Raw genomic sequence first — 19900 nt, forward strand, 5'->3', positions numbered from 1 at the left:
AGTAAAAAGAGTTTTTAAATGACACCTGATATGACTATTTGGATTGGTGCTGCAGCAACCATTTTAGCTGCTTTTATAGCTGGAACTGTTGCTCTAACCAGCACGGTTATAGCTAAAGAGCAAAAAATTTCTGAGTTCAGATTGGCTTGGATTGATGCATTCAGGAACGATATTGTTGAACTAATAGCTTGCGGCACTAAAGTCTCAGCACTAGCATCTATAACTGAAGTCAACTCCAATCACGCTGAAAAATCGTTTCAAGCTAGAGCTGAATACTTTTCAATAGCTACAAAAATAAACCTCAGGCTGAATTGTGGTGATGGCCTAAACCTTTTATACGAAATAGATAGATTAATGCATACAGTTACCTATGGCGAAAGTAAAAATCGAATGATCGCTGTGACTGATGTTAATCATGAAATAATAAAAATATCACAAGAAATCATATCTGTAGAGTGGAAGAAAGTTAAGCAGGGCGAATTACTAAATCGCTTTTTTATCGGAACAGGAAAGGTTTTGATAGGTTCATCAATAACAGCATTTTTCTTTTATGTTCTTTATTCTGGCTTCCCACGTTATTGCCCAGTGGTTGGTTAACCATGTCTATTCGTAATCTAAAAGATAGCAGCGATAAACCTTGGTTATGTGAATGCTACCCTAATGGTCGGGATGGTAAGCGCATACGTAAGAAGTTTGCCACTCGCGGTGAAGCTACCGCCTTTGAATTATTCACCATGAAAAAGGTCGATGACAAACCTTGGCTTGGTGAAAAAGTTGATAACCGCCGTTTATCAGAGTTAATCAAACGCTGGCATGATCTTCACGGCCAGCAACTAACTAAGCCAGAGCTGCGGTTACGAAAGCTTGATTTGATTTGTAACGGCATGGGCGACCCGATTGCCAGCAAGATCACCGTTAATGACTTTGCCAATTACCGGCAGATGCGCCTCGATGGTGAAATTGAAGACGCTCAAGGTAAGATGAACAAGGTTAAACCCAACACCATTAACCATGAGCATGCTTATCTCAATGCGGTGTTCTCTGAGTTAAAAAAGTTAGGCGAATGGAAGTTACCCAACCCACTCGATGGTATATCTCAATTTAAAATTGAAGATACCGAGCTGGCGTTCCTCTACCCAGAAGAGATCCCTATTGTTCTAACCGAATGTGCTAACGCTGAATATGAACACCTCACCACGATTGTGCTGATATGTTTAGCCACTGGTTGCCGCTGGTCAGAGGCCGAAGGTTTGCGCGGCAGTCAAATAGCCCACAACCGCATTACCTTTGTTAAAACCAAAGGTAAGAAGAACCGAACAGTGCCAATAGCGAAAGAACTCGCCGATAAGATACCGCGTGCAAGAGGCCCATTATTCAGGCCATGCCGCAAGTCATTTGAACGTGCTATTAAACGCACCAAGTTGAATTTCCCAGATAGACAGATGACCCACATTTTACGCCACACATTTGCCAGCCACTTTATGATGAACGGCGGCAATATTCTGGTACTAAAACAGATACTCGGCCACTCCGATATCAAAGACACCATGCGTTACGCCCACTTCGCACCCGACCACCTGGACGACGCAATCACCAAAAACCCAATAGCCGAACTATTGGGTAAAAAATGAGATTACGAATTAGGGTATTCTTGATTGGGTATATCTAGGCATATTAGCCTCCTCAAAGTTATAAGGAGATGTCCACTAGATCGGGGGAAGAGCACTGCCCTTTTGAATGACTTGTTATAACTCATTATCGCAAAATTCTTTTGCAATACTTTTTAGGAAGTTTTGATAAAACTCAAGCCCTAGCATTGCAACATCAATGGGAGCAGGCCAACGCAACTCAGTATCTAAGTGTTTTAGTGGCGGTTGATACCATTTTTTACTACTTAAAACCTTTAACAACTCAATTCTCTCAGGTAGAAAGTTATGAACAATAGGATGACTACCTCGATAAGATGAGATATTGCCGCCTCTATCAAATGATAAGTGTTCGATGTAAACATCATCACCTGAGCCACCAATAGTCATAAATTGTTGTGCTCTTTTAGCTTCTATCATTTCTTGAACAGAATGCTGGTCACTATGCCTAGCATGATAGAGGTATTTTAATAAAGGATCAGATTTTCTTAATTTTATATAAGCACCTTGCCATGGTTGAAACTTGTTTCTTATTGGCTGGCATATTCTTTCAGCTTTAACCCAGCACTTCTCAATTGCGCCCAGATAAATCCGCCATTCATCTTCAAATTCATCGAATGAGTTTGATACTTTCATTCGCTGAATAGCTCTTTCTGCTGAATTTAACTCTCTCTGAGCTGATCGTAATGTATCTGATTCCACCTAAACCTCCAAAGAGTTATAACGCCTGTGGAATGTGCCGCAGTGGCGAAGCCACCTTTTAGCGATCGAATTGCCACACTTGTTATACATTTACTTACTACTACCGATTGTTTTTAGGAGTGTAGTAATAGCTATAAGCATACCAAATAATGCAAAACCTAAACCTGGAGCCACACTGATTAGTGATACTGATTTTCCTTCAGACTCTGCTGAAAATTGGAACTCACCCGATGCACCTTGAACAAAAAGATCATAACCAAGATATATTGATAAACCTGACACAAAAAAAGCACCTATAGCGACAATGATTGTAATCCAAACTGTAGATGGGTTATTCAATTAAACTCTTCCTATGTATTGATGTATAACAGTTTATTATACAAACCTCACAAGCTAGTCTACCTTATAAGCTAGAACGCTACTATGTACAAACACACAAAAATATATCCGCTAAAAATTGACTAACTTTTCCAACTTTACATGTTCAAAAATGGCGGCGGAATGGCGGCAACCATTTATAAAGGCTAACACTCCCTAACAGGCACTCAAACGTAACCATTTGAAAGTATTAAAATCTCTAGTGATGACGGCCTATTAGATAGGATGTAGGCTTTTTGGGCGGGGTTCGAGCCCCGTCAGAACAACATCCCACCAATACTAGGTTAGCAATAACCTTCAAAGGCCGCTAAACCCTTACCAGACGGGTTTAGCGGCTTTTTTGTATCTGCAACTTTTCCACACAAATAATTGATACCACCAATTTTAGACACAAAAAAACCTGCACTGGGGCAGGTCTTCTGTACATTCAAGCAGTTCTAGCTGCTTGGCAGTTCGATTAGTTCTGTTTTTTAACGAACTTAGACTTAAGCATCATTGCGCCGTGACCATCAACTTTACAGTCAATATCGTGGTCGCCATCAACAAAACGCTTAATAACCGCTTTAGTACCTACTTTAAGTACTAACGAAGAACCCTTAACTTTAAGGTCTTTGATTAGTGTTACTTTGTCTTCTTCAGCCAATAAGTTGCCAACGGCATCCTTTAAGATGATTGCGTCTGGATCCACGATAACTTCGTTTGGATTCCATTCATGAGCACATTCAGGGCAAACTAAGTTTGAGCCATCTTCGTATACGTAGATTGACTCACATTTTGGGCATGGTGGGATAGCGCTCATGGCATTTTCTCTTTAATAAATTATTTGTTGAATCCTATTAATACGTCACACCTAAAGCTGACGATTAAACGACTCACCTTTAAAGACACATTATAATAAAAATTTCGAATATCAGCTAGGCTCAAAAATTAGTCTTGTGAACAGGCCGCATTTTACATATGACATAGTTCGATCAAGTTAACAAAACCACCAAAAACAGATTGATTTACGTTCAACTTATCTAGCTCTAGTTGTTTTTTTCAACGCGTGCAAACCACTGCCAACGATTCTGATCACAGCAAATGATAGATATTGATGTAGCTCTCACCGAATGTGACAACATTCGATTAGCGCCATAATCTGAACTTGGATTGCTAGAGATTGCTTAAAGCGCACACGTCTCTTTCTAGCTTCGACAGTTAGCAAGCCTGAGATAAATACACGAAAGGAGCGTTTTGAACAGAAGTAACTCAAACAGAAACAAAAAAGGCTTACTAAAAAAGTAAGCCTTGGGAATGAGTGAAAAGCGCGTCGGGGTTAGCCATTACATACAACAACTCAGGGTTATGCTACATCCCTCGTTGACCGCGCTGTAAGCCCAGAAACTACACGGTTGCTACTCTTAGAGTCATGACCTCACACCTACATATTAGCTAGCGTCTGCATTTACTTTACACACACACTTTACACACACTACATACTCTCATAAATGCTTAGCTAATAGACTTACTACTTACAAAATAGTCACTGTCTAAGATACGCTTTTCATTATTCAGTATAGCCGATTTTCGCCCAGCCACAGGGCTGACAGTCAATATTTACCACTAATTCCCCCCTATTTCAGATGGGGCGAAAATAGCTTATTGTTTTAATAGGCTTTCAGCCTGTTAGTGCTCTCAAATATTATTTTAATGAAATACTAAACGGGTTTAAAAGCATTGACTCAAGCGCGTTTACGCTTAGCTCGAAGGAGCAGAGATTCTAACTGAAGCCTTACCGTTTAAGCACTATGTTCAAACCTCTCAGACGGTCAACAATAACAACAACGGAATCAATTGAAACTTATCCCATAAGGTAGTTACTTAATGCTGAACCCTTGGCTATTAATATACGCTCGCATAAATGGCCTCGACTCTTTATTCAGTGTCGATGTGATCTGTTCTGACCAAGAAACATGTTTATTATTGCTACTTCTAGCAGCGTAGTACTCTCTAACATGTTGATCATAAACGACGAGTATTGCCTTATCCATCGCTTGATAGCGATCTTGATGCACCACAATACTCAGCGGTAAACGAGGTTTGACTTCAGGCACATTGGCCGGATATCCCAAGCACATGCCAAATAAAGGCATCACGTTTTTAGGCAGACCTAAAAGTGCTGTCACCTGCTCAGGATCATTGCGGATCCCACCAATGTATACGCCTCCTAACCCCAAAGATTCGGCTGCAATGATGGCATTTTGTGCCATTAAACCGGTATCGATAGCCCCTATCAAAGTTTGCTCTGTAAAGCCTAATTGTGCATCGGGATGTATTTGATGATGGCGATTAAAATCAGCACAGAACACTAAAAACTCAGCTGCCGACTCGACATAACTTTGTCCACCTGCGAGATTGGCTAACAGCGCCCGAACCTCTGGAGCACTCACACGTATAATGCTGGAGCATTGAATAAAACTTGAGCTAGAGGCGGCATTGGCACAACGTAAAATCTGCTCAAGCTTTGGCGCTTCGATAGCCTGTTCCGTGAAATGCCTAATCGATCGGTGCTGTATAATTGTTGCTATGGTCTGATTCATATTCAGTTGGTTCTCTTATGTTCACAAGACTTAGCCAAGCAGCTACTCTCGCTGGTAATGAAAAAGGTTTTATATTCAATAAGTAGCTGTATTAACTACGCATATACGACTTAACTAAAACCTAAAACAGTAGAAAAAAACATCGATTTGGTAACAGATACATCAAAAGCTTAACTAAAATTAAATGTAATTCATAATTATTGACCCAACAGGCACTTGAGGAATAGGTTAGTCATTATGGAACGGAGATCACATTCTGCCATCTCGGTCAGCCATTTTTAGTCATGGAGTATTCTGATGCGAAACCTCGAATTATTTAGTACTGCCTCTATCGATCACCTTATGTGGTCAACCAAAGAGTATGAAACCAATCTCAACGAGTCAGCCCTGACTATCTTTACTGATTTTGATCACACTCAACCTATGGTTGTAGACGCCTCGACGACTGCAATTAATACCGCTGAGATTATGGAGAAAACCCATGCCTTTATGCGACTAGTTGTAGATAAAGATAATAAATTTCTAGGAGTGATTAGCAAGCATGAACTGTCCCCACACAGGATGATGAAACTTGCTGCAAAACACTCAATGCATATTAATGAGCTGCAAGTTACCGATATGATGGTAGCGCGTGACGATTTAATGGCTCTTGATTTCCAAGAAGTGCTGACGGCCAATGTCAGCGATGTTGTCAGGACCTTACAAGAGAATGGTTTACATCATATGTTGGTTATCGACCATCAGAAGCACCATATACGTGGGCTTATTTCCGCCAATGATGTGGCCAGAAAACTCAATGTGCCAATTAATATCCAACAGCCACCTTCATTTATGCAAATATTTAAGGCAACAAAATAAGTTAGGTAACTCAAGTCTATTCATAGAGCGATAAACTTGAGCTCTGAGATTAATCAATCTAAACGTCAAACCGTTTCGTTTATCCTCAGCGTTTAACAAAATCCCCTGAGTAACCGCACTGTTACTCAGGCTCGCAGCCTCTTTCCCCCTCATGCCCAGTAGCGCTTGCACCGCTTAATGATTTAAGGCTATGCTAGGTGCGTTAGCGTTATGTAGATCCTAGCCTGAAATCATACATTCCTGACCTATGAGGAGTCATGCATTGACCTTCTTATCTCCCCTGCAAGCATGTAGTGCTCTTAGTTTGGCTAGCGTGCTGGTTTTCATCCCCCACCCCTCCTTAGCAGATCAATGGCACTTTAGTTTTGATAATGACGTGGTTATTGGTCAAGATGGTGATTACTCCAATGGGTTTGTATTTGGCTGGCAAGCTCTCCCTCAAGCAGACTTTACTCAAGCTCCTTGGCCCTTTAGTTGGCAAAAAAGTTTACGGCTCTCCAGCCATAGCCATACTGCCCAGTGGGGGGCCAAAGTCTATCAAAGGATGTGGACCCCAACTGAGATTAAGTTTGACTATGCCCAGCCCAATGAACGTCCTTACGCCGGCATACTGGAACTTGAAAGCTTTACAGGTAGCTTTAGTGAGACGTTAGCGCAAAAGAACTGGTTTAGCATTGGTGTTATCGGCCCCGCGTCGGGTGCACAGACTATGCAAGAGTTCGTGCATAAAATTACCTCTTCAACCCCTCCTAAAGGATGGCAATATCAAGTCGAAAACCAACTTACTGTGCAACTGGCTTATGAGGTTGATGCATTAGCATTTAGGCAAAAAAGTACTGACGATAGCCAATGGGAACTTAGTGGTTATAGCCATAATATGTTGGGAAATTTTCGCTCAGAGGCGAGCCTTGGCCTTACGCTACGCTGGGGAGATGATTTAGCAAAAACATTTGGCCAATTGAGTAGCCATGCAGGTCATTTTGGTCAATACAGCGCGAGTGCACGCCAACATGGTAGCTGGACAGTATACGCCCGTGCGCAAGCGGGATACCGCTTCAACGACCTGACTATTGACGGCTCATTACCCTATGACTCATACCTGCAGATAAAGCACCAACAAGCCAGAGCTAGCACTGGTGTTATTTGGGCATTCCCCACTTGGTCTGTCAGTTGGAGTTTCGATCTCTACACCAAGGAATATGAGTCAGATCCTGATAAATGGCATGGTTATGGCGTATTGAGTTACAGTTTTATGTTGTAATTCAATAAGGCTTAGCTCGCTGTTAACGCCCTTTTCACGCCTCTGACTCGGCACTTAAAAACTAAAGGCCCAGCCAATCTGTGGGCCCTTTTCAACAAAGTCCATCTGATATTTTACACCATCGACTTCTGAGTCATTGCCAATTTGCAGGTAACGATAACCAATCCACACATTATGTAGGTCGCCGAACCGATATAGAGCCGAGGCATTGAAGCCATAATCTCGATCATTGTCACCATAGATTTTAGTATCGGCGCCTACTGACACGCCCCAAGCTTTTGTCATCCAATATCGATAAGTGGCCCCCACCAACCAGTCGAACAGATGCTCATTCGCAATCGGTACCTGAGTATTAATATTGATCAGTCCATCATCACTCAATGGTTTTATATTTAAATCAATTTTACTAAAGATATGCCGGACACCTGTAAATACACGCAAGCCAGGCGCGACTTCATAGCCCGCTAGCAAATCGTTAACGGCTAAATGCATATCGGTTTCGACATTGTGACCCGGGGAGATAATACCGCCAGAGATGGGCCCTTTAAGGCCCTCGGTCTGACTATCACTTTTAATCCTTAGGTAATTAACTCTAAGGCTATAGAGCCAATCCCCTTTCTGAGCATACAGCTCACCAATAACACCGAAGTTCAAGTTATCAATGATGTCTTTAAACGGCACGTCGATATCAACTCGCTCGCTATCTGCAGCAATTGAGCCAGAGATATCTGGCGCCCAAACCATGGGGAAAGCGATTAAATAGTTCCACTGCAGCTCTCCCTCATCATAGGAATCCGGGCCAACCTCATACTCTTCACTTGCAAAGACTGTAGAGTGAGTCATCAACATGAGTAATACCAAAGACGCTTTTTTCACCCGCTATACTCCTAACCATTTATGGCCCATTGTTTATCGACACTTAATCTACCCAATGCAACACATCTTTAATAACCGACCACCTAGGCTGTTTTGGTTTAGCGTTCTCACCTAAAATCCAATATCCATAGAGCTTGTCGACAAAACCTGACGACTTTTGTAGCTCCAACCAACTGTTTAAAAAGGTTTGTAATGACCCATTGTCAAGAGCCACCGCATAGGATGCTGGAAATGATTTAATCTCTTCTCGATTATAAAGAGTGGTGTATTCTGGGTATAATATTGTCCAGGTTTTACCGGCCTCTAGGCTTATCATCAAGCCATCCCATGTATTACCGTCGTCTTCAAAAAACATCCTATCCGATTGTATGGTTTCAAATTCAAGGTTAGGAAATTTCTCCTCTAAATGCGGAATGATTGAATAGCTGCCAACAGAAGCGATGCGAACTTTGCCCGCATCTTGGATCAATTTATCGGTTTTAAACTCATCGGCTCGATGGTCTTTCACCACAAAGGCGTAGTGCAGATCGAGTACAGGCGTAGTAAAGCCCACCAGCTCTAATCGCTGAGTTGTCATCTGCAAGCCCGATATCGCAATATCAAACTGGCCTTGATTAATCCCTTCAAGTACATTAGCAAAAGTATAAGGGATGAACGCAATGCTTAGATCCATCTCTTGGGCTAACTTTTTCATTAGCTCAACATCAAAGCCAACCAACTTTTGCTCCGCATTGTAGAAAGAAAACGGCACTTGTATCGGGTTATAGCCGACTCTAAGTACACCACTTTCTCTTATCTGTTGTACACTGCGAGGCCCATTCGCTGCTGCGACATCCCCCCAACTGTATGCGATCACTTGATCCGGCACTTTTTCTGCAGAGCTCATCTGCGCAACCACCTCATCCATCTCATATTCAGTATCTACAATCAAACTCAATAACCAACTTGAGCCTAACAAACATATACCAATAAACACTGGCGTTAACGCACTGTATATCACTAAACGCTTCATGCTGATTTTCGCGACACCCACCAGCATTGCCGTGCCGCCAACCGCTAAAATAAAGATATTCATCGCTGCTAATAACGAGGTAAAGCGACTGGTAAACAAACTTGAAACCATATAAAGCTGGAATAAGTCAGAAGACAGCTCTAATGAATCTAGCAACATAGGGATAGTTAAATAGACACTACCAAACAGGCTAACCAGACCATTTAATGACATAGGTAGATAAGTCAAAAAATCCAGCTCTTGGCCAGAAAACCACGCCGCAAACAGGACAAACACAATAGTAAGTAACTTACCGAGGTTAGGGAAACTAAACACAACCGGAATGATGATATTGGCATAATCATCACTTTGCTGACTGCCAATATTATATTTATGGAATAACTCTTTAGTCCGCTCAATCAAAATCGGGATCACGATAAAAATATTACCCGCTGCAAATGCGGTGACCATGGCATCTTTAGCAATACCGGTTATATCGCGATAAGAAAATGGCGTGATCACGGCCAGAATGGCTGGTAACACCCAATAAGTTAAAATAATAGTCATCACTACATGAGCAACAAAATACACCTGCAGCTTTTGAAACTCATCGAAATCCATGGTACCAGCTGTTGCGGCAGTCATGGCAAAAATGCCTATAGGCATCAACTTTACAATGCTTTGAGTCACTTTATTAAACGACTCACCCAATAGCTGCATCGGCTTCATTAACGAGTCTTTATTGTCGATAGAGATAAGCGCTATTCCCGTTGCAACACAAAATAGAACAATCGCAGGAATATAACTATTTGATAATGAGAAGAATGGATTTGAAGGGATATAAATATCAAGCAGATTAATCGAATTAGGATCTTCAAGCGCTGTCAGGCTAAAGAACTCCCCTGCCTGCCAGTCAGGAAATGTGTACTTAATAAAGTACATCGTCAGCAAACCAAAAGCCCAGATAACCAACATTAACTTACCGACTTTCACGCCAAGAGATTTGGCTTGCTCCATACTTAGGCTACCTAAGCTAGAAATCAAAGATACGATAATGTACGGAATAATGGTCATCTGCAGCAGCTTAATAAAAGCATCACCGATAACCGACATCCAGGCCAACATCTCACCAAAAAACAATCCCGCAGCAATACCTGCTGCAAACGACAATAACACCAACGTCGACATACTCATTTTTTGTTTTGGCTTATCGGCAGACTCTTTTTCTGGCGCTATTGCTGCAGTTTTGCTGGTCATGTAATGCCTCCTTGCTGACCCATATCGGCTACCTCTGTTTGAGAGTCCTTAATGGCGTCTTGATAACACTTAAGATATTGTAAAACCTTCTCTTCTGGATTAAATAGTTTAGCCGCTCGAGCTCTTCCAGCCTTGCCTAGATTTTGTTGCGTGTGTGGTTCAGTCAAGATGCCCTCCATGGCTTTGGCCATACCTAACGCATCATTAGGGTCAAACATAAAACCTGTTTTACCATTGTCTACCACTTCAGGAACACCATCGACGTTACTGCTAACCGTTGGAACCCCACAGGCCATCGCTTCGAGTAACACCATACTAAAAGACTCTCGATAACTCGGTTGGATCATGCAATCAGCATTAGGGAGATAATGCTCAACATGGGTAACATCTCCCACAAAGACAACATGCTTTAAAATCCCCAACTTTTCACATTGCTGCTTGATACCATCAATATCAGGGCCACTCCCGAGCAGTACCAGCCGAGCTTTGACTTTCCTAAGTAGCATGTGAAATGAGCGGATCACTGTGTCGCTGTTTTTTAGCGGCCTAAAATTAGACACATGCATCACGATTTTCTCATCGTCTCTCGCTAACTGACGTCGAACATTAATGTCTGCAAATTTGGGGGAGAAAACGTCTAAATCAATAAAATTATGAATAACATCAATCGACTTACTTTTATCGAAATGACTGTATATATAGTTACGTTGATAGCTCGAAACCGTCGTGACCTTACTACTTTTATGGATACTGAAACGATTAAGTGGATACAGAGGCTTATCTTGACCAACAATCGTCACATCGGTGCCATGAATAGTCGTGATGGTTGGAAACTTATGCTCGGTGATTTCACCCGCTAGATAAGCGCATAATGAGTGAGGAATGGAGTAGTGTGCATGTACAACATCAAGCTTAAATTGCTCGACCACTTCCACTATTTTAGCCGTCAATGCAAATGTATATAGAGGATCGGAAAACAGGGGGTAATTAATGGCTTCAACGGAGTGAAAGAATAAGCATTCTGAATCCTCTATCAATTTAAAAGGCCGAACACTGGAGATAAAGTGAACTTCATGGCCAAGCTTAGCAAGCCCTAACCCTAATTCTGTTGCTACCAGCCCCGACCCCCCGATACTCGGGTGGCACACTATCCCTATGCGCATCTTCGACATAAATTCCTCACCACCAAAACAGTTAAGAGAATGTTACAGCAAAAGAAAACTTAGCATCATTAGGAACTTAATCCAAGTAAATCCTTTTACGCTATTAATGAATAATTATCATGAAAATAAAGGTGAATATTAGCGGTTGATGTCATCATTCGAGCCGATATGGTGAGTCACATCTTTCCCTCAACTCTTACATCCAACACCTCACTCCTCACATATATTTTGATTTGCAAAATGCAAAAACTGATCTTTACCTTAATCTTTAAAAACAAATAAACCAATGAAAGTAAACAATAAAAATTAATGGCACAGCTTATGCTTTCACTAAATATATTAATAATATCGACAGTGAGAGATGCATTATGAAAATATCCAAAACAATCCCATTACGCTGCTCCCCATTAATTTTAAGCTTATTAATTTCTGCCAGTGTCAGCGCGTCCGCTCCCTTTAGTGCCTGTCCAACTGAAGCATTTGTGATCCAGAAGCAATCTAATACCCCCAAAAGCTACGGTGTAAACCTAGCAACTGGTAGCTATGTGGTGTTATCTGAGGATATGGGGACAGGCAACGGCTACAACGGCGTTGGGTTTAATTACCATGATAACTACATTTACGGTTGGGATTATGCAACGGGATCATTAGGCCGTGCCGGCAACGATTATCAAATTATCTCCCTTTCTGTTACCAAAGATACAACCGCTGCGAGTGCCGGTAATTTCTATGTCGGAGACGTCGCAATCAATGAAAACGTTTGGTATGGCTATCGAAAAGGTAAAGGGTTATTCAAAATCCCTCTTGATAACCCTGCAAGCTATAACATGACCTTAGTGCCTGGCAGTACCGCCTATGCGACCTATAATATTACCGACCTCGCCTTTCATCCTACCGATGGTTACATGTACAGCATTAGTAATGGATCTACAGGTAGGCTGTTGCGTATCGACCCCGCTAGTGCAGAAGCCACCGACTTAGGCGTGGTCATTACCTCAAATTCGGGAAACTTTATTTTTGGCGCACAATTTTTTGACCCTGATGGCAACCTTTATGTCAGTAATAACAGTAACGGTAATATCTACAAAGTTAACGTTGATTCGGCTTCACCAAGCGCAGTGTTATTTGCGTATGGCCCAGCCTCATCAGCCAACGATGGAGCCCGCTGCGCGTTAGCAGAAGTGGTGGTAGGTGATAGTGTCGACTTTGGTGATGCTCCTGATTCTTACGGCACCCGATTAAACTCAAATGGTGCCAGACACAACATCAGCGATAATCTCTATTTAGGCGCGAGTGTTGATAATGAGTCTGATGGTTATGCCGCGCCACTCTCCGATGATGCCAGCGATAGCTCTGATGACGAAGATGGCGTATCAATGCCTACGGGGTTTGAGCTTGGCGAGAGTGCGATACTACTCGTTACTGCTAGCGGTGGAGATGGCTACCTTAATGCTTGGTTTGACTGGGATCAAAACGGCGAGTTTGACTTAGAAGAACAGATTATCTTAGGTGAACCACTTGATAATGGTCTCAACACCCTCAGTATTGAAGTTCCTAGCTGGGCGAAGGCCGGACCAACTTGGGCACGCTTTCGTCTCAGTACTCAACAAGATATCACTCCAACAGGTGGTGTTGGCGACGGTGAGGTTGAAGATTACCCGGTAACCCTTACCGAAACTGGCGTGACCATTAATTACTACCCCTCTTCGTCTACCTATACCACCCTTGCCTATGAGGATCTTTACCCAGACCAGGGTGACTTTGATATGAACGATGTGGTCGTACAATTACGGATCATTGAGTATGTCAAAAATAATAAGGTTAGACGTATTGGTTTCGAAGCACAGTTAGCCGCTATGGGCGCTGCATATCACAATGGCTTTGCGGTTCATTTACCTGGTGTCAGTCGAGGGAAAATTAAAGAGTCTTTCATTAGTTGGTCGATTGATAACATTGCACAAACAGTGTCGCCATTAGAAACGGGGCAAACCAATGCTGTATTTGTATTTACTCAAGACCTATCGGACTACGTTACCTTAGAACAAGGCTGTGAATACCTGAGAACAGAAACAGGTTGTGAATCCGCCTTTAGAACCACCTGGTCACTGGATATTCCCTTCGATACCCCGGTTGATGAAAGTCTGGTGCCGGCCTTTCCGTATGATCCCTTTATATTTGCGACACCAAATACCGATCATGGTCTGGCCGCGAAAAATGTAGTAGGAGCAAATCCAGGCCGACAATTAGAGATCCACCTGAAGAACCAAGCCCCTACTGATAAGTTCTCAACTAACTACTTTGGAGCCCGAGACGATGCATCTAACCCAAGTGCGTCACAGTATTTCCAAGACGAAAACGGCATGGCGTGGGCAATTGAGATCCCAGTAACGTGGAAGCACCCTAAAGAAAAAGAGCGTTTAGATAATGCCTATAGTGAATTTGTTGATTTTGCAGCAGATAGCACAGGTAACACCAACCCGACTTGGTACGAAAATGCCAATGACTCACTCATCTTTAAATAACTAAGGGCTATGCCATGAATAATCAAATAAAGCGTTTTTTCAATCTACCTAATAGCTTACTGGCATGTATTGCCTTGTTGATTACAGCATGTGGTGGAGGCGGTGATGAAGGCTCTCCTGCTACACCCGCCCCCGTAGAAACGACCGCATCTACAACGACAACGACAGATACCACAAACACCACCACAGAGGAGCCGGCTCCAGATCCGACTTCACTGGACGATCTTGTAGTAGATGCAGATAACAAGCTAGAGTCTGCATATATGTTGACGATAAATGTCGATAAAGACAACACACAAAGAGGTTACTTCTCACTTTGCGATGACTATCAGATCTTAGGGGATAGTTACGCTGTAAATTTTGACTCCTGCTTGTTTAGAGGGCCGCTAAACCAAGGCAAGCTCAGCAAAGAGGTCAAAGTCGCTAACCATGAAAGCCAACTTATTGCGGTTATTTGGTTTTACGAGGGGCAAGATCCACAGTATTTACCGTGGCAATATACGCAAGACTCAAACACTCAGGTGTTAACCATCAATTAGCATAATAAACATTGTTTAAACCATTGCTTAAACCATTGCTTAAACCATTGTTTAAACCATTATTGCAGCGATGGATTCCCCCTATCGCTGCTTTGTTCATTTAAAAAAGCTCCCCTTCTCACGCCAATCCAATATGAGTCTGAGTAAAAGTTAAAGTAAGCGTCGAGTACAAGTTCGGCGACGGAATACGTCAAATTAATCCCAATAAATTGAATTAATCAAAACTTATAAACCAACCAGCCCGTTATAACGTATAAGCTATCAAGGTTTACAATTAGGCGACACACTATGCCACCAGCGAGACCAATAAAACACTGCAGCTTTCCCCCCCATGTTAGCTCTGGATATAGTGCTGTAATAAGAACAATTTTACTTAGTGTCAGCCTGTTATGCCTCACCACAACCAACCAGGCCCTTGCTAAGGAGCAAGCTTTAATGACAAATCAACAGATGCCGTGTTATTTATCCGTGATAAATGAATTGCAAACGCCTAATTGGACATTGATTAACGATACCGTTATGGGCGGGATTTCAAACAGCCAGATTGAAATTATATCCGATATAGCCACCTTCAGCGGCCAGTTATCTTTAGAGCGAAATGGTGGCTTTGCCTCAACCAGAGCTGAAATATCGGTCACCATACCTGAAGGACTTGACCTTATTCGCCTTAACGTCAAAGGTGATGGTAGACGCTACCAATTACGCCTAAGAACAGATAAACAGTGGGACTCTTTTGCCTACTCAAGCGCCTTTAAAACAGAAAAAAACAAATGGCTTACCATTGAGTTTAAAGCTGATGATTTTGAATCAGTGTATAGAGGACGTGTGGTCAATGCCCCAAAACTTAGCTTTGGCGATATCAAGCAAGTCGGTTTTTTACTTGCCGACAAACAAGCGGGTTCATTCGAGTTATCATTTAAAAGTATCGAGTTGGCCACGTCGAAATAAGGCCTAATCGCATTGGCCATGACTTTTCATCTTCAATTTGACTTCTATCTCATAAGCCGTGCAAATTCGATGTAGACGATACACTGAATAATTTACTCCCCTCACACAATCAAATTGTATTCTGTAGCCGCTTTTCGTTTTTTTTTCGCCAATAAAATCAAATCGGTAAAAAATAATTTCATTTAAGCGTACAGGCGTAAGCTTATGAAATTTGTATTGTAAATATTCAAAATCAAACACAATACCAGCCCCAAATATAAACAAGCGTTTAAATTTATCGTTTGAAAATTTGATCTAGCGCTCTTTTTGTGACGTAATGTGAAGCATAACTTCTGGTCGGACGAGCATTGAATATGAGCATTAGAACTAAACTAAAAAAAGTATTGCCAAGTATTTCTACCACAGAACAAGAGGCACTCGATGCCGGTGATGTATGGTTAGAAGGTTCGATTTATCAAGGGGTACCTGATTTTGCAGCCCTACGTGACATTCCTGTTGCCACCCTGTCTAACGACGAACAAGCCTTTTTAGATGGTCCTGTCGCTACCTTGCTAGCGATGGTAGATGATTTTGAGATCCAACGCAGTAAGCATCTACCAGACAACATTCTTAACTTCCTAAAAGAAAATAAGTTTTTCTCGCTTATTATTCCAAAGTCATTTGGCGGTCTTGAGTTCAGCCCGTATGCCAACTCGACGATTGTGGCGACTATCGCAGCTAAAAGTTCTGCCGTAGCTGTAACCGTAATGGTACCAAACTCACTCGGCCCAGGTGAGCTACTGATGCATTACGGTACATCAGAGCAGCAAGATTACTGGTTACCGCGTTTAGCCAACGGTCAAGAGATCCCCTGTTTTGCACTAACCAGCCCAGAGGCGGGTTCAGATGCTGGCGGCATTCCAGATATTGGTACCGTGACCATGGGTGAATACCAAGGTGAACAAGTACTCGGTTTAAGCGTGACTTGGGACAAGCGTTATATCACCCTTGCTCCTATCGCCAGTGTTTTAGGTTTAGCCTTTAAAGTGGAAGATCCTAACGGTTTACTCGGTGGCAAAGAAAACCTTGGCATCACCTGTGCGCTTATTCCTAAGTCGCATCCTGGTGTACAACTCGGTAATCGTCATGATCCTATGGGCATTCGTTTCTATAACGGTACGACTCGTGGCGAAAATGTCTTTATCCCGATGGACTTCATCATTGGTGGCCAAAAGAACATCGGCCGCGGCTGGGCAATGTTGGTTGCTTGTTTAGGCGCTGGACGCGGTATTTCATTACCAGCTCTAGGTGTATCGGTAAGCCAGGCCTCATTTAAATCATCGGCAGAGTACGCAGCGGTACGTGAGCAGTTTGGTTTGTCGATTGGTAAATTTGAAGGTATTCAAGAAAAGCTCGCCGATATTGCCGGTAAAACTTACCTGCAAGAAGCGATGCGCGTTCTCACAACTGAAGGGCTAGGCTTAGGCTTAAAGCCATCGGTGGTTACCGCCATCGCCAAGTATCACATGACAGAGCTAGGCCGAGATGTACTCGATTCAGCCATGGACATTCAGGCAGGTAAAGCTATTCAGTGTGGCCCGCAAAATACCTTAGCCTCTGGCTATGTCGCGCAGCCTATTGCTATTACCGTTGAAGGTGCCAACATCCTGACTCGTAACCTAATGATTTTCGGTCAAGGTGTGATGCGTTGTCACCCGTACCTACAAACGATGGTGGAATCAATTCACTCTAACGACAAAGGTGCAGACAAAGAATTTAACAGCATTTTACGTAAAACGGTTGGTTACAGTGTCGCTAACAGCTTACGTGCGTTTAAACTAGGTCTACTGCCTTTCACTGCTGCTGCGGGCTCAAGCCTTACAGAAGTCAAACCTTATGAGCAATCAGTCCATAAACTTGCCTCTAAGCTTGCTGTTTACGCTGACTTCTCACTCTTAGTGCTCGGCGGTAAACTGAAACAAGCTGAGATGCTATCAGCGCGTCTAGGTGATGTGATGAGTTACCTATACGCAGCAATGGCGTCTATTCGATATTACGAAAAGAAGCTAACCGCTGCAGAGCGACAAGAAGCTGCTCCCTATTTCCATTACGCTACCCGCTGGTCACTTTGTCAGGCAGAGAAAGCCTTGTTGGATTTCTTAGATAACTTCCCGTCATCAGCGACCCGTAAGTTCATGCGTTTAATCACCGTAACTTATTCGGCGAAGATGCCTAAAATCAATGACAATTTAGTGCGCGAGTTAGCAGAGCAAGCTCAACTTAATACAGAGTTTAAGAAAAATCTTACTCACCTGATTAAACCGATTGCCGGTGATGGTAACGATATCAATGAGCAAGCTTATCTGGCGAAAATGGAATGTCTACCACTGCTTGCTAAGGTTAAGAAAGCCCTAAGAGCACGTACTTTTAAGGCTGGAGTCAAATTCTCGTTAACTCTTGATGCCGCTCTTGGGGCCAAGGTAATTAGCAGCGATGAGCACAAACTGCTGCAAGATTACAATCTAAAACGTGAGCGAGCGATCCGAGTCGATGAGTTTGACTTTGATATGAACCTCATTAGCGATAGAGCTGATTTAAAGATCGCTAACTAAGCCGGTCTCAATACAAACAAGCCACCTTGAACTGATTTTTTATTAAAAGTTTATAAGGTGGCTTTTTATTTGAGCCTTCAAAACCAGAGGTGGCAATATCTAGTAGCCGTATCGAGTCACTTCCGACCAGTTGTTATCGACTTCCTGTTTGATAAATTGCTGCTTTTTTCCCGTCAGTTTATCAAGCTCAATCCCTACAGCAGCTTGAGCCGTTTCTTTACTACTAATGTCTGGATAATCAACCTTAGTCACGGCAAACTTATTTAGAATTTCAGCTAATGATTCACGAGCATACTTAACCTGTTTAATAGACATATCGAGTAGTTCATTACCTTCTTGAGGATTGTGTGCATACAAACCATGCGACGCCATAGCAAAATCCCAGCGCCACTGAGAATGACGAATAGCCATAATGGCATCATTCATTAACGGCCATGTTGCCCCCGCTTCCCAGGCCGCTGCCGCCTCGTAATGCGCTTTTACCAATAGCCCTTCAACTTCTCGCGCCTTGGCATTAATTGTCGCCTTGCTGTTCTCAAGGGACTTAATAATGGTCTTTTCACTCTTATGGCAGTTTTGGCAAACCGAATCAAAATGGTCCAGCGCTTTACTCACCTTATGACTGGTAAAAGTATTGCCCTTATCGTCCTTTTCTTCTGGCATATGGCAGGTGATGCAAGTCACTCCGGCCTCTGCATGTTCACTGCGACTCCAATGTTCAAATTCAGGGTGACGCGCCTTTAAGATGGGGGTTTTTGAGATAGGATGGATCCACTCATAGAATCGACGGGTGTCATAGTACTTCTCGATATCATCAACATTGTTACCAAAGATCCATGGAATATTGACTTTATCACTGCGCTCAGGCTGGAAATAATAAGTCACATGGCATTGGCCACATACCTGCGCGCCTTGCATATTGATATCTTGCTTATCAAAAGGCAGGTGCACCTTGGCCATCGCATCCTGAGCATGTGGACGTGGCATAGCGAGCTCAGCCTTACCGTCCACGTGACAATCGGTGCAATACACCACACTGTTAACTTCAGTGCCTACGTCGGTAAAGTTTTTGGCAGAGAAACCTTCAACACCTAACTCTTTCATCAGTCTTGGGGCATCTGGAGTTTTACAAGTCCAGCAACTAGCTGATAATCCCTTTGAACCGGGTTCAGGAGGTATGCCTGTGCGTAGCGTATGGGTTACATCCGCAACGGCAAAGTGATGTCCCCGAGGGCTGTTATATTCTTTGGCAAAGGAAGAGCCTGCCCATAAAATAATCGCAGCGGGGTAGCTTGCCAGCATATCCTCACGCTCTGTTTGCTCCGAGGTTTCTTGCCAGCTTTCATACTGAACCGGAAACTTAGCACGTAATGCTTTATCTCTTAGCTGTTGCTCCTTAGCTGCAGTCGTTTGAGCATTAGCATTATCCGCTGCCTGCACACTCATGGCTGGCAATAGCAAAGCTAACGATATCGACCCAAGCATTTTTATCAGATAATTTACTATCATTGCGTTTTCTATCAACCTTATCTATTTTCTTATTCGTCTGTTTACTTTAGCCTGCTTCTGTAAGCCAGTTTCTAGTTAAC

The 19900-nt window shown here is 42.7% G+C and carries 16 protein-coding genes; 8 read left to right on the forward strand and 8 right to left on the reverse strand.

Features of this window, described 5'->3' with window-relative positions; genetic code table 11:
* The first annotated feature begins 18 nt into the window (after positions 1-18).
* The gene (locus ACVBJC_RS12830; protein ID WP_447161147.1) at positions 19-597 is read left to right on the forward strand and encodes a hypothetical protein; all 579 of its coding nucleotides are present in this window, start codon (positions 19-21) and stop codon (positions 595-597) included.
* Positions 598-599: 2 nt separating this feature from the next.
* Positions 600-1631: a phage integrase gene (locus tag ACVBJC_RS12835; RefSeq protein WP_447161146.1), complete on the forward strand. Its 1032-nt coding sequence runs from the start codon at positions 600-602 to the stop codon at positions 1629-1631.
* Between the two features lie 114 nt (positions 1632-1745).
* Here ACVBJC_RS12835 and ACVBJC_RS12840 read toward each other — a convergent pair whose 3' ends face one another.
* The 4 genes from ACVBJC_RS12840 to nfsA all read right to left on the reverse strand — a co-directional run bounded on the left by ACVBJC_RS12840 (position 1746) and on the right by nfsA (position 5305).
* On the reverse strand, positions 1746-2348 hold the full coding sequence (locus tag ACVBJC_RS12840; protein WP_447161145.1) for a hypothetical protein: 603 nt from the start codon (positions 2346-2348) through the stop codon (positions 1746-1748).
* Between the two features lie 90 nt (positions 2349-2438).
* Positions 2439-2687 (reverse strand): hypothetical protein, encoded by a 249-nt coding sequence (locus ACVBJC_RS12845; RefSeq protein WP_447161144.1) that lies wholly within the window; start codon positions 2685-2687, stop codon positions 2439-2441.
* A 496-nt stretch (positions 2688-3183) separates the two neighbouring features.
* Positions 3184-3525, reverse strand: a complete 342-nt coding sequence (locus ACVBJC_RS12850) for a zinc ribbon domain-containing protein YjdM (protein WP_447161143.1) — start codon at positions 3523-3525, stop codon at positions 3184-3186.
* A 1057-nt stretch (positions 3526-4582) separates the two neighbouring features.
* Positions 4583-5305: an oxygen-insensitive NADPH nitroreductase gene (nfsA, locus tag ACVBJC_RS12855; protein WP_447161142.1), complete on the reverse strand. Its 723-nt coding sequence runs from the start codon at positions 5303-5305 to the stop codon at positions 4583-4585.
* Positions 5306-5602: 297 nt separating this feature from the next.
* On the opposite strand from nfsA, the gene ACVBJC_RS12860 reads away from it, so the two are divergent.
* Both ACVBJC_RS12860 and ACVBJC_RS12865 read left to right on the forward strand, forming a co-directional pair.
* A complete protein-coding gene (locus ACVBJC_RS12860) occupies positions 5603-6163 on the forward strand; it encodes a CBS domain-containing protein (RefSeq protein ID WP_447161141.1) in 561 nt (186 codons plus the stop codon).
* A gap of 262 nt (positions 6164-6425) precedes the next feature.
* The gene (locus ACVBJC_RS12865; RefSeq protein WP_447161140.1) at positions 6426-7424 is read left to right on the forward strand and encodes a lipid A deacylase LpxR family protein; all 999 of its coding nucleotides are present in this window, start codon (positions 6426-6428) and stop codon (positions 7422-7424) included.
* 54 nt (positions 7425-7478) lie between these two features.
* Here the strand turns inward: ACVBJC_RS12865 and ACVBJC_RS12870 are convergent, their stop codons facing one another.
* From ACVBJC_RS12870 to bshA, 3 genes are read right to left on the reverse strand one after another with little or no spacing between them, the layout of a single operon-like run.
* Positions 7479-8300 carry a hypothetical protein gene (locus tag ACVBJC_RS12870; protein WP_447161139.1) on the reverse strand — a complete coding sequence of 274 codons (822 nt, stop codon included), beginning with the start codon at positions 8298-8300 and terminating at the stop codon, positions 7479-7481.
* Between the two features lie 43 nt (positions 8301-8343).
* The gene (locus ACVBJC_RS12875; protein ID WP_447161138.1) at positions 8344-10548 is read right to left on the reverse strand and encodes a cation:dicarboxylate symporter family transporter; all 2205 of its coding nucleotides are present in this window, start codon (positions 10546-10548) and stop codon (positions 8344-8346) included.
* Positions 10545-11720 (reverse strand): N-acetyl-alpha-D-glucosaminyl L-malate synthase BshA, encoded by a 1176-nt coding sequence (bshA, locus tag ACVBJC_RS12880; RefSeq protein ID WP_447161137.1) that lies wholly within the window; start codon positions 11718-11720, stop codon positions 10545-10547. Before bshA ends, ACVBJC_RS12875 begins: the two co-directional genes overlap by 4 nt.
* A 359-nt stretch (positions 11721-12079) precedes the next feature.
* Here bshA and ACVBJC_RS12885 point away from each other — a divergent pair, with 359 nt between their 5' ends.
* The 4 genes from ACVBJC_RS12885 to ACVBJC_RS12900 all read left to right on the forward strand — a co-directional run bounded on the left by ACVBJC_RS12885 (position 12080) and on the right by ACVBJC_RS12900 (position 18311).
* Positions 12080-14233 (forward strand): LruC domain-containing protein, encoded by a 2154-nt coding sequence (locus ACVBJC_RS12885; protein WP_447161136.1) that lies wholly within the window; start codon positions 12080-12082, stop codon positions 14231-14233.
* A gap of 14 nt (positions 14234-14247) precedes the next feature.
* The gene (locus tag ACVBJC_RS12890) at positions 14248-14772 is read left to right on the forward strand and encodes a hypothetical protein (protein ID WP_447161135.1); all 525 of its coding nucleotides are present in this window, start codon (positions 14248-14250) and stop codon (positions 14770-14772) included.
* Between the two features lie 435 nt (positions 14773-15207).
* Positions 15208-15720: a CIA30 family protein gene (locus tag ACVBJC_RS12895; RefSeq protein ID WP_447161134.1), complete on the forward strand. Its 513-nt coding sequence runs from the start codon at positions 15208-15210 to the stop codon at positions 15718-15720.
* Positions 15721-16073: 353 nt separating this feature from the next.
* Positions 16074-18311 carry an acyl-CoA dehydrogenase gene (locus ACVBJC_RS12900; protein ID WP_447161133.1) on the forward strand — a complete coding sequence of 746 codons (2238 nt, stop codon included), beginning with the start codon at positions 16074-16076 and terminating at the stop codon, positions 18309-18311.
* Between the two features lie 99 nt (positions 18312-18410).
* Here ACVBJC_RS12900 and ACVBJC_RS12905 read toward each other — a convergent pair whose 3' ends face one another.
* On the reverse strand, positions 18411-19820 hold the full coding sequence (locus tag ACVBJC_RS12905; RefSeq protein ID WP_447161132.1) for an ammonia-forming cytochrome c nitrite reductase subunit c552: 1410 nt from the start codon (positions 19818-19820) through the stop codon (positions 18411-18413).
* Positions 19821-19900: the final 80 nt, after the last annotated feature.

It is taken from the genome of Shewanella sp. 0m-6, assembly GCF_052977325.1.

Excerpts from the sequence above, each read along its gene's own strand:
- nfsA (WP_447161142.1), bottom strand. The coding sequence starts at position 5,305 with ATGAATCAGACCATAGCAACAATTATACAGCACCGATCGATTAGGCAT.
- bshA (WP_447161137.1), bottom strand. The coding sequence starts at position 11,720 with ATGTCGAAGATGCGCATAGGGATAGTGTGCCACCCGAGTATCGGGGGG.
- ACVBJC_RS12890 (WP_447161135.1), top strand. The coding sequence starts at position 14,248 with ATGAATAATCAAATAAAGCGTTTTTTCAATCTACCTAATAGCTTACTG.
- ACVBJC_RS12905 (WP_447161132.1), bottom strand. The coding sequence starts at position 19,820 with ATGATAGTAAATTATCTGATAAAAATGCTTGGGTCGATATCGTTAGCT.
- ACVBJC_RS12875 (WP_447161138.1), bottom strand. The coding sequence starts at position 10,548 with ATGACCAGCAAAACTGCAGCAATAGCGCCAGAAAAAGAGTCTGCCGAT.
- ACVBJC_RS12830 (WP_447161147.1), top strand. The coding sequence starts at position 19 with ATGACACCTGATATGACTATTTGGATTGGTGCTGCAGCAACCATTTTA.
- ACVBJC_RS12850 (WP_447161143.1), bottom strand. The coding sequence starts at position 3,525 with ATGAGCGCTATCCCACCATGCCCAAAATGTGAGTCAATCTACGTATAC.
- ACVBJC_RS12860 (WP_447161141.1), top strand. The coding sequence starts at position 5,603 with ATGCGAAACCTCGAATTATTTAGTACTGCCTCTATCGATCACCTTATG.
- ACVBJC_RS12835 (WP_447161146.1), top strand. The coding sequence starts at position 600 with ATGTCTATTCGTAATCTAAAAGATAGCAGCGATAAACCTTGGTTATGT.
- ACVBJC_RS12885 (WP_447161136.1), top strand. The coding sequence starts at position 12,080 with ATGAAAATATCCAAAACAATCCCATTACGCTGCTCCCCATTAATTTTA.
- ACVBJC_RS12895 (WP_447161134.1), top strand. The coding sequence starts at position 15,208 with ATGACAAATCAACAGATGCCGTGTTATTTATCCGTGATAAATGAATTG.
- ACVBJC_RS12900 (WP_447161133.1), top strand. The coding sequence starts at position 16,074 with ATGAGCATTAGAACTAAACTAAAAAAAGTATTGCCAAGTATTTCTACC.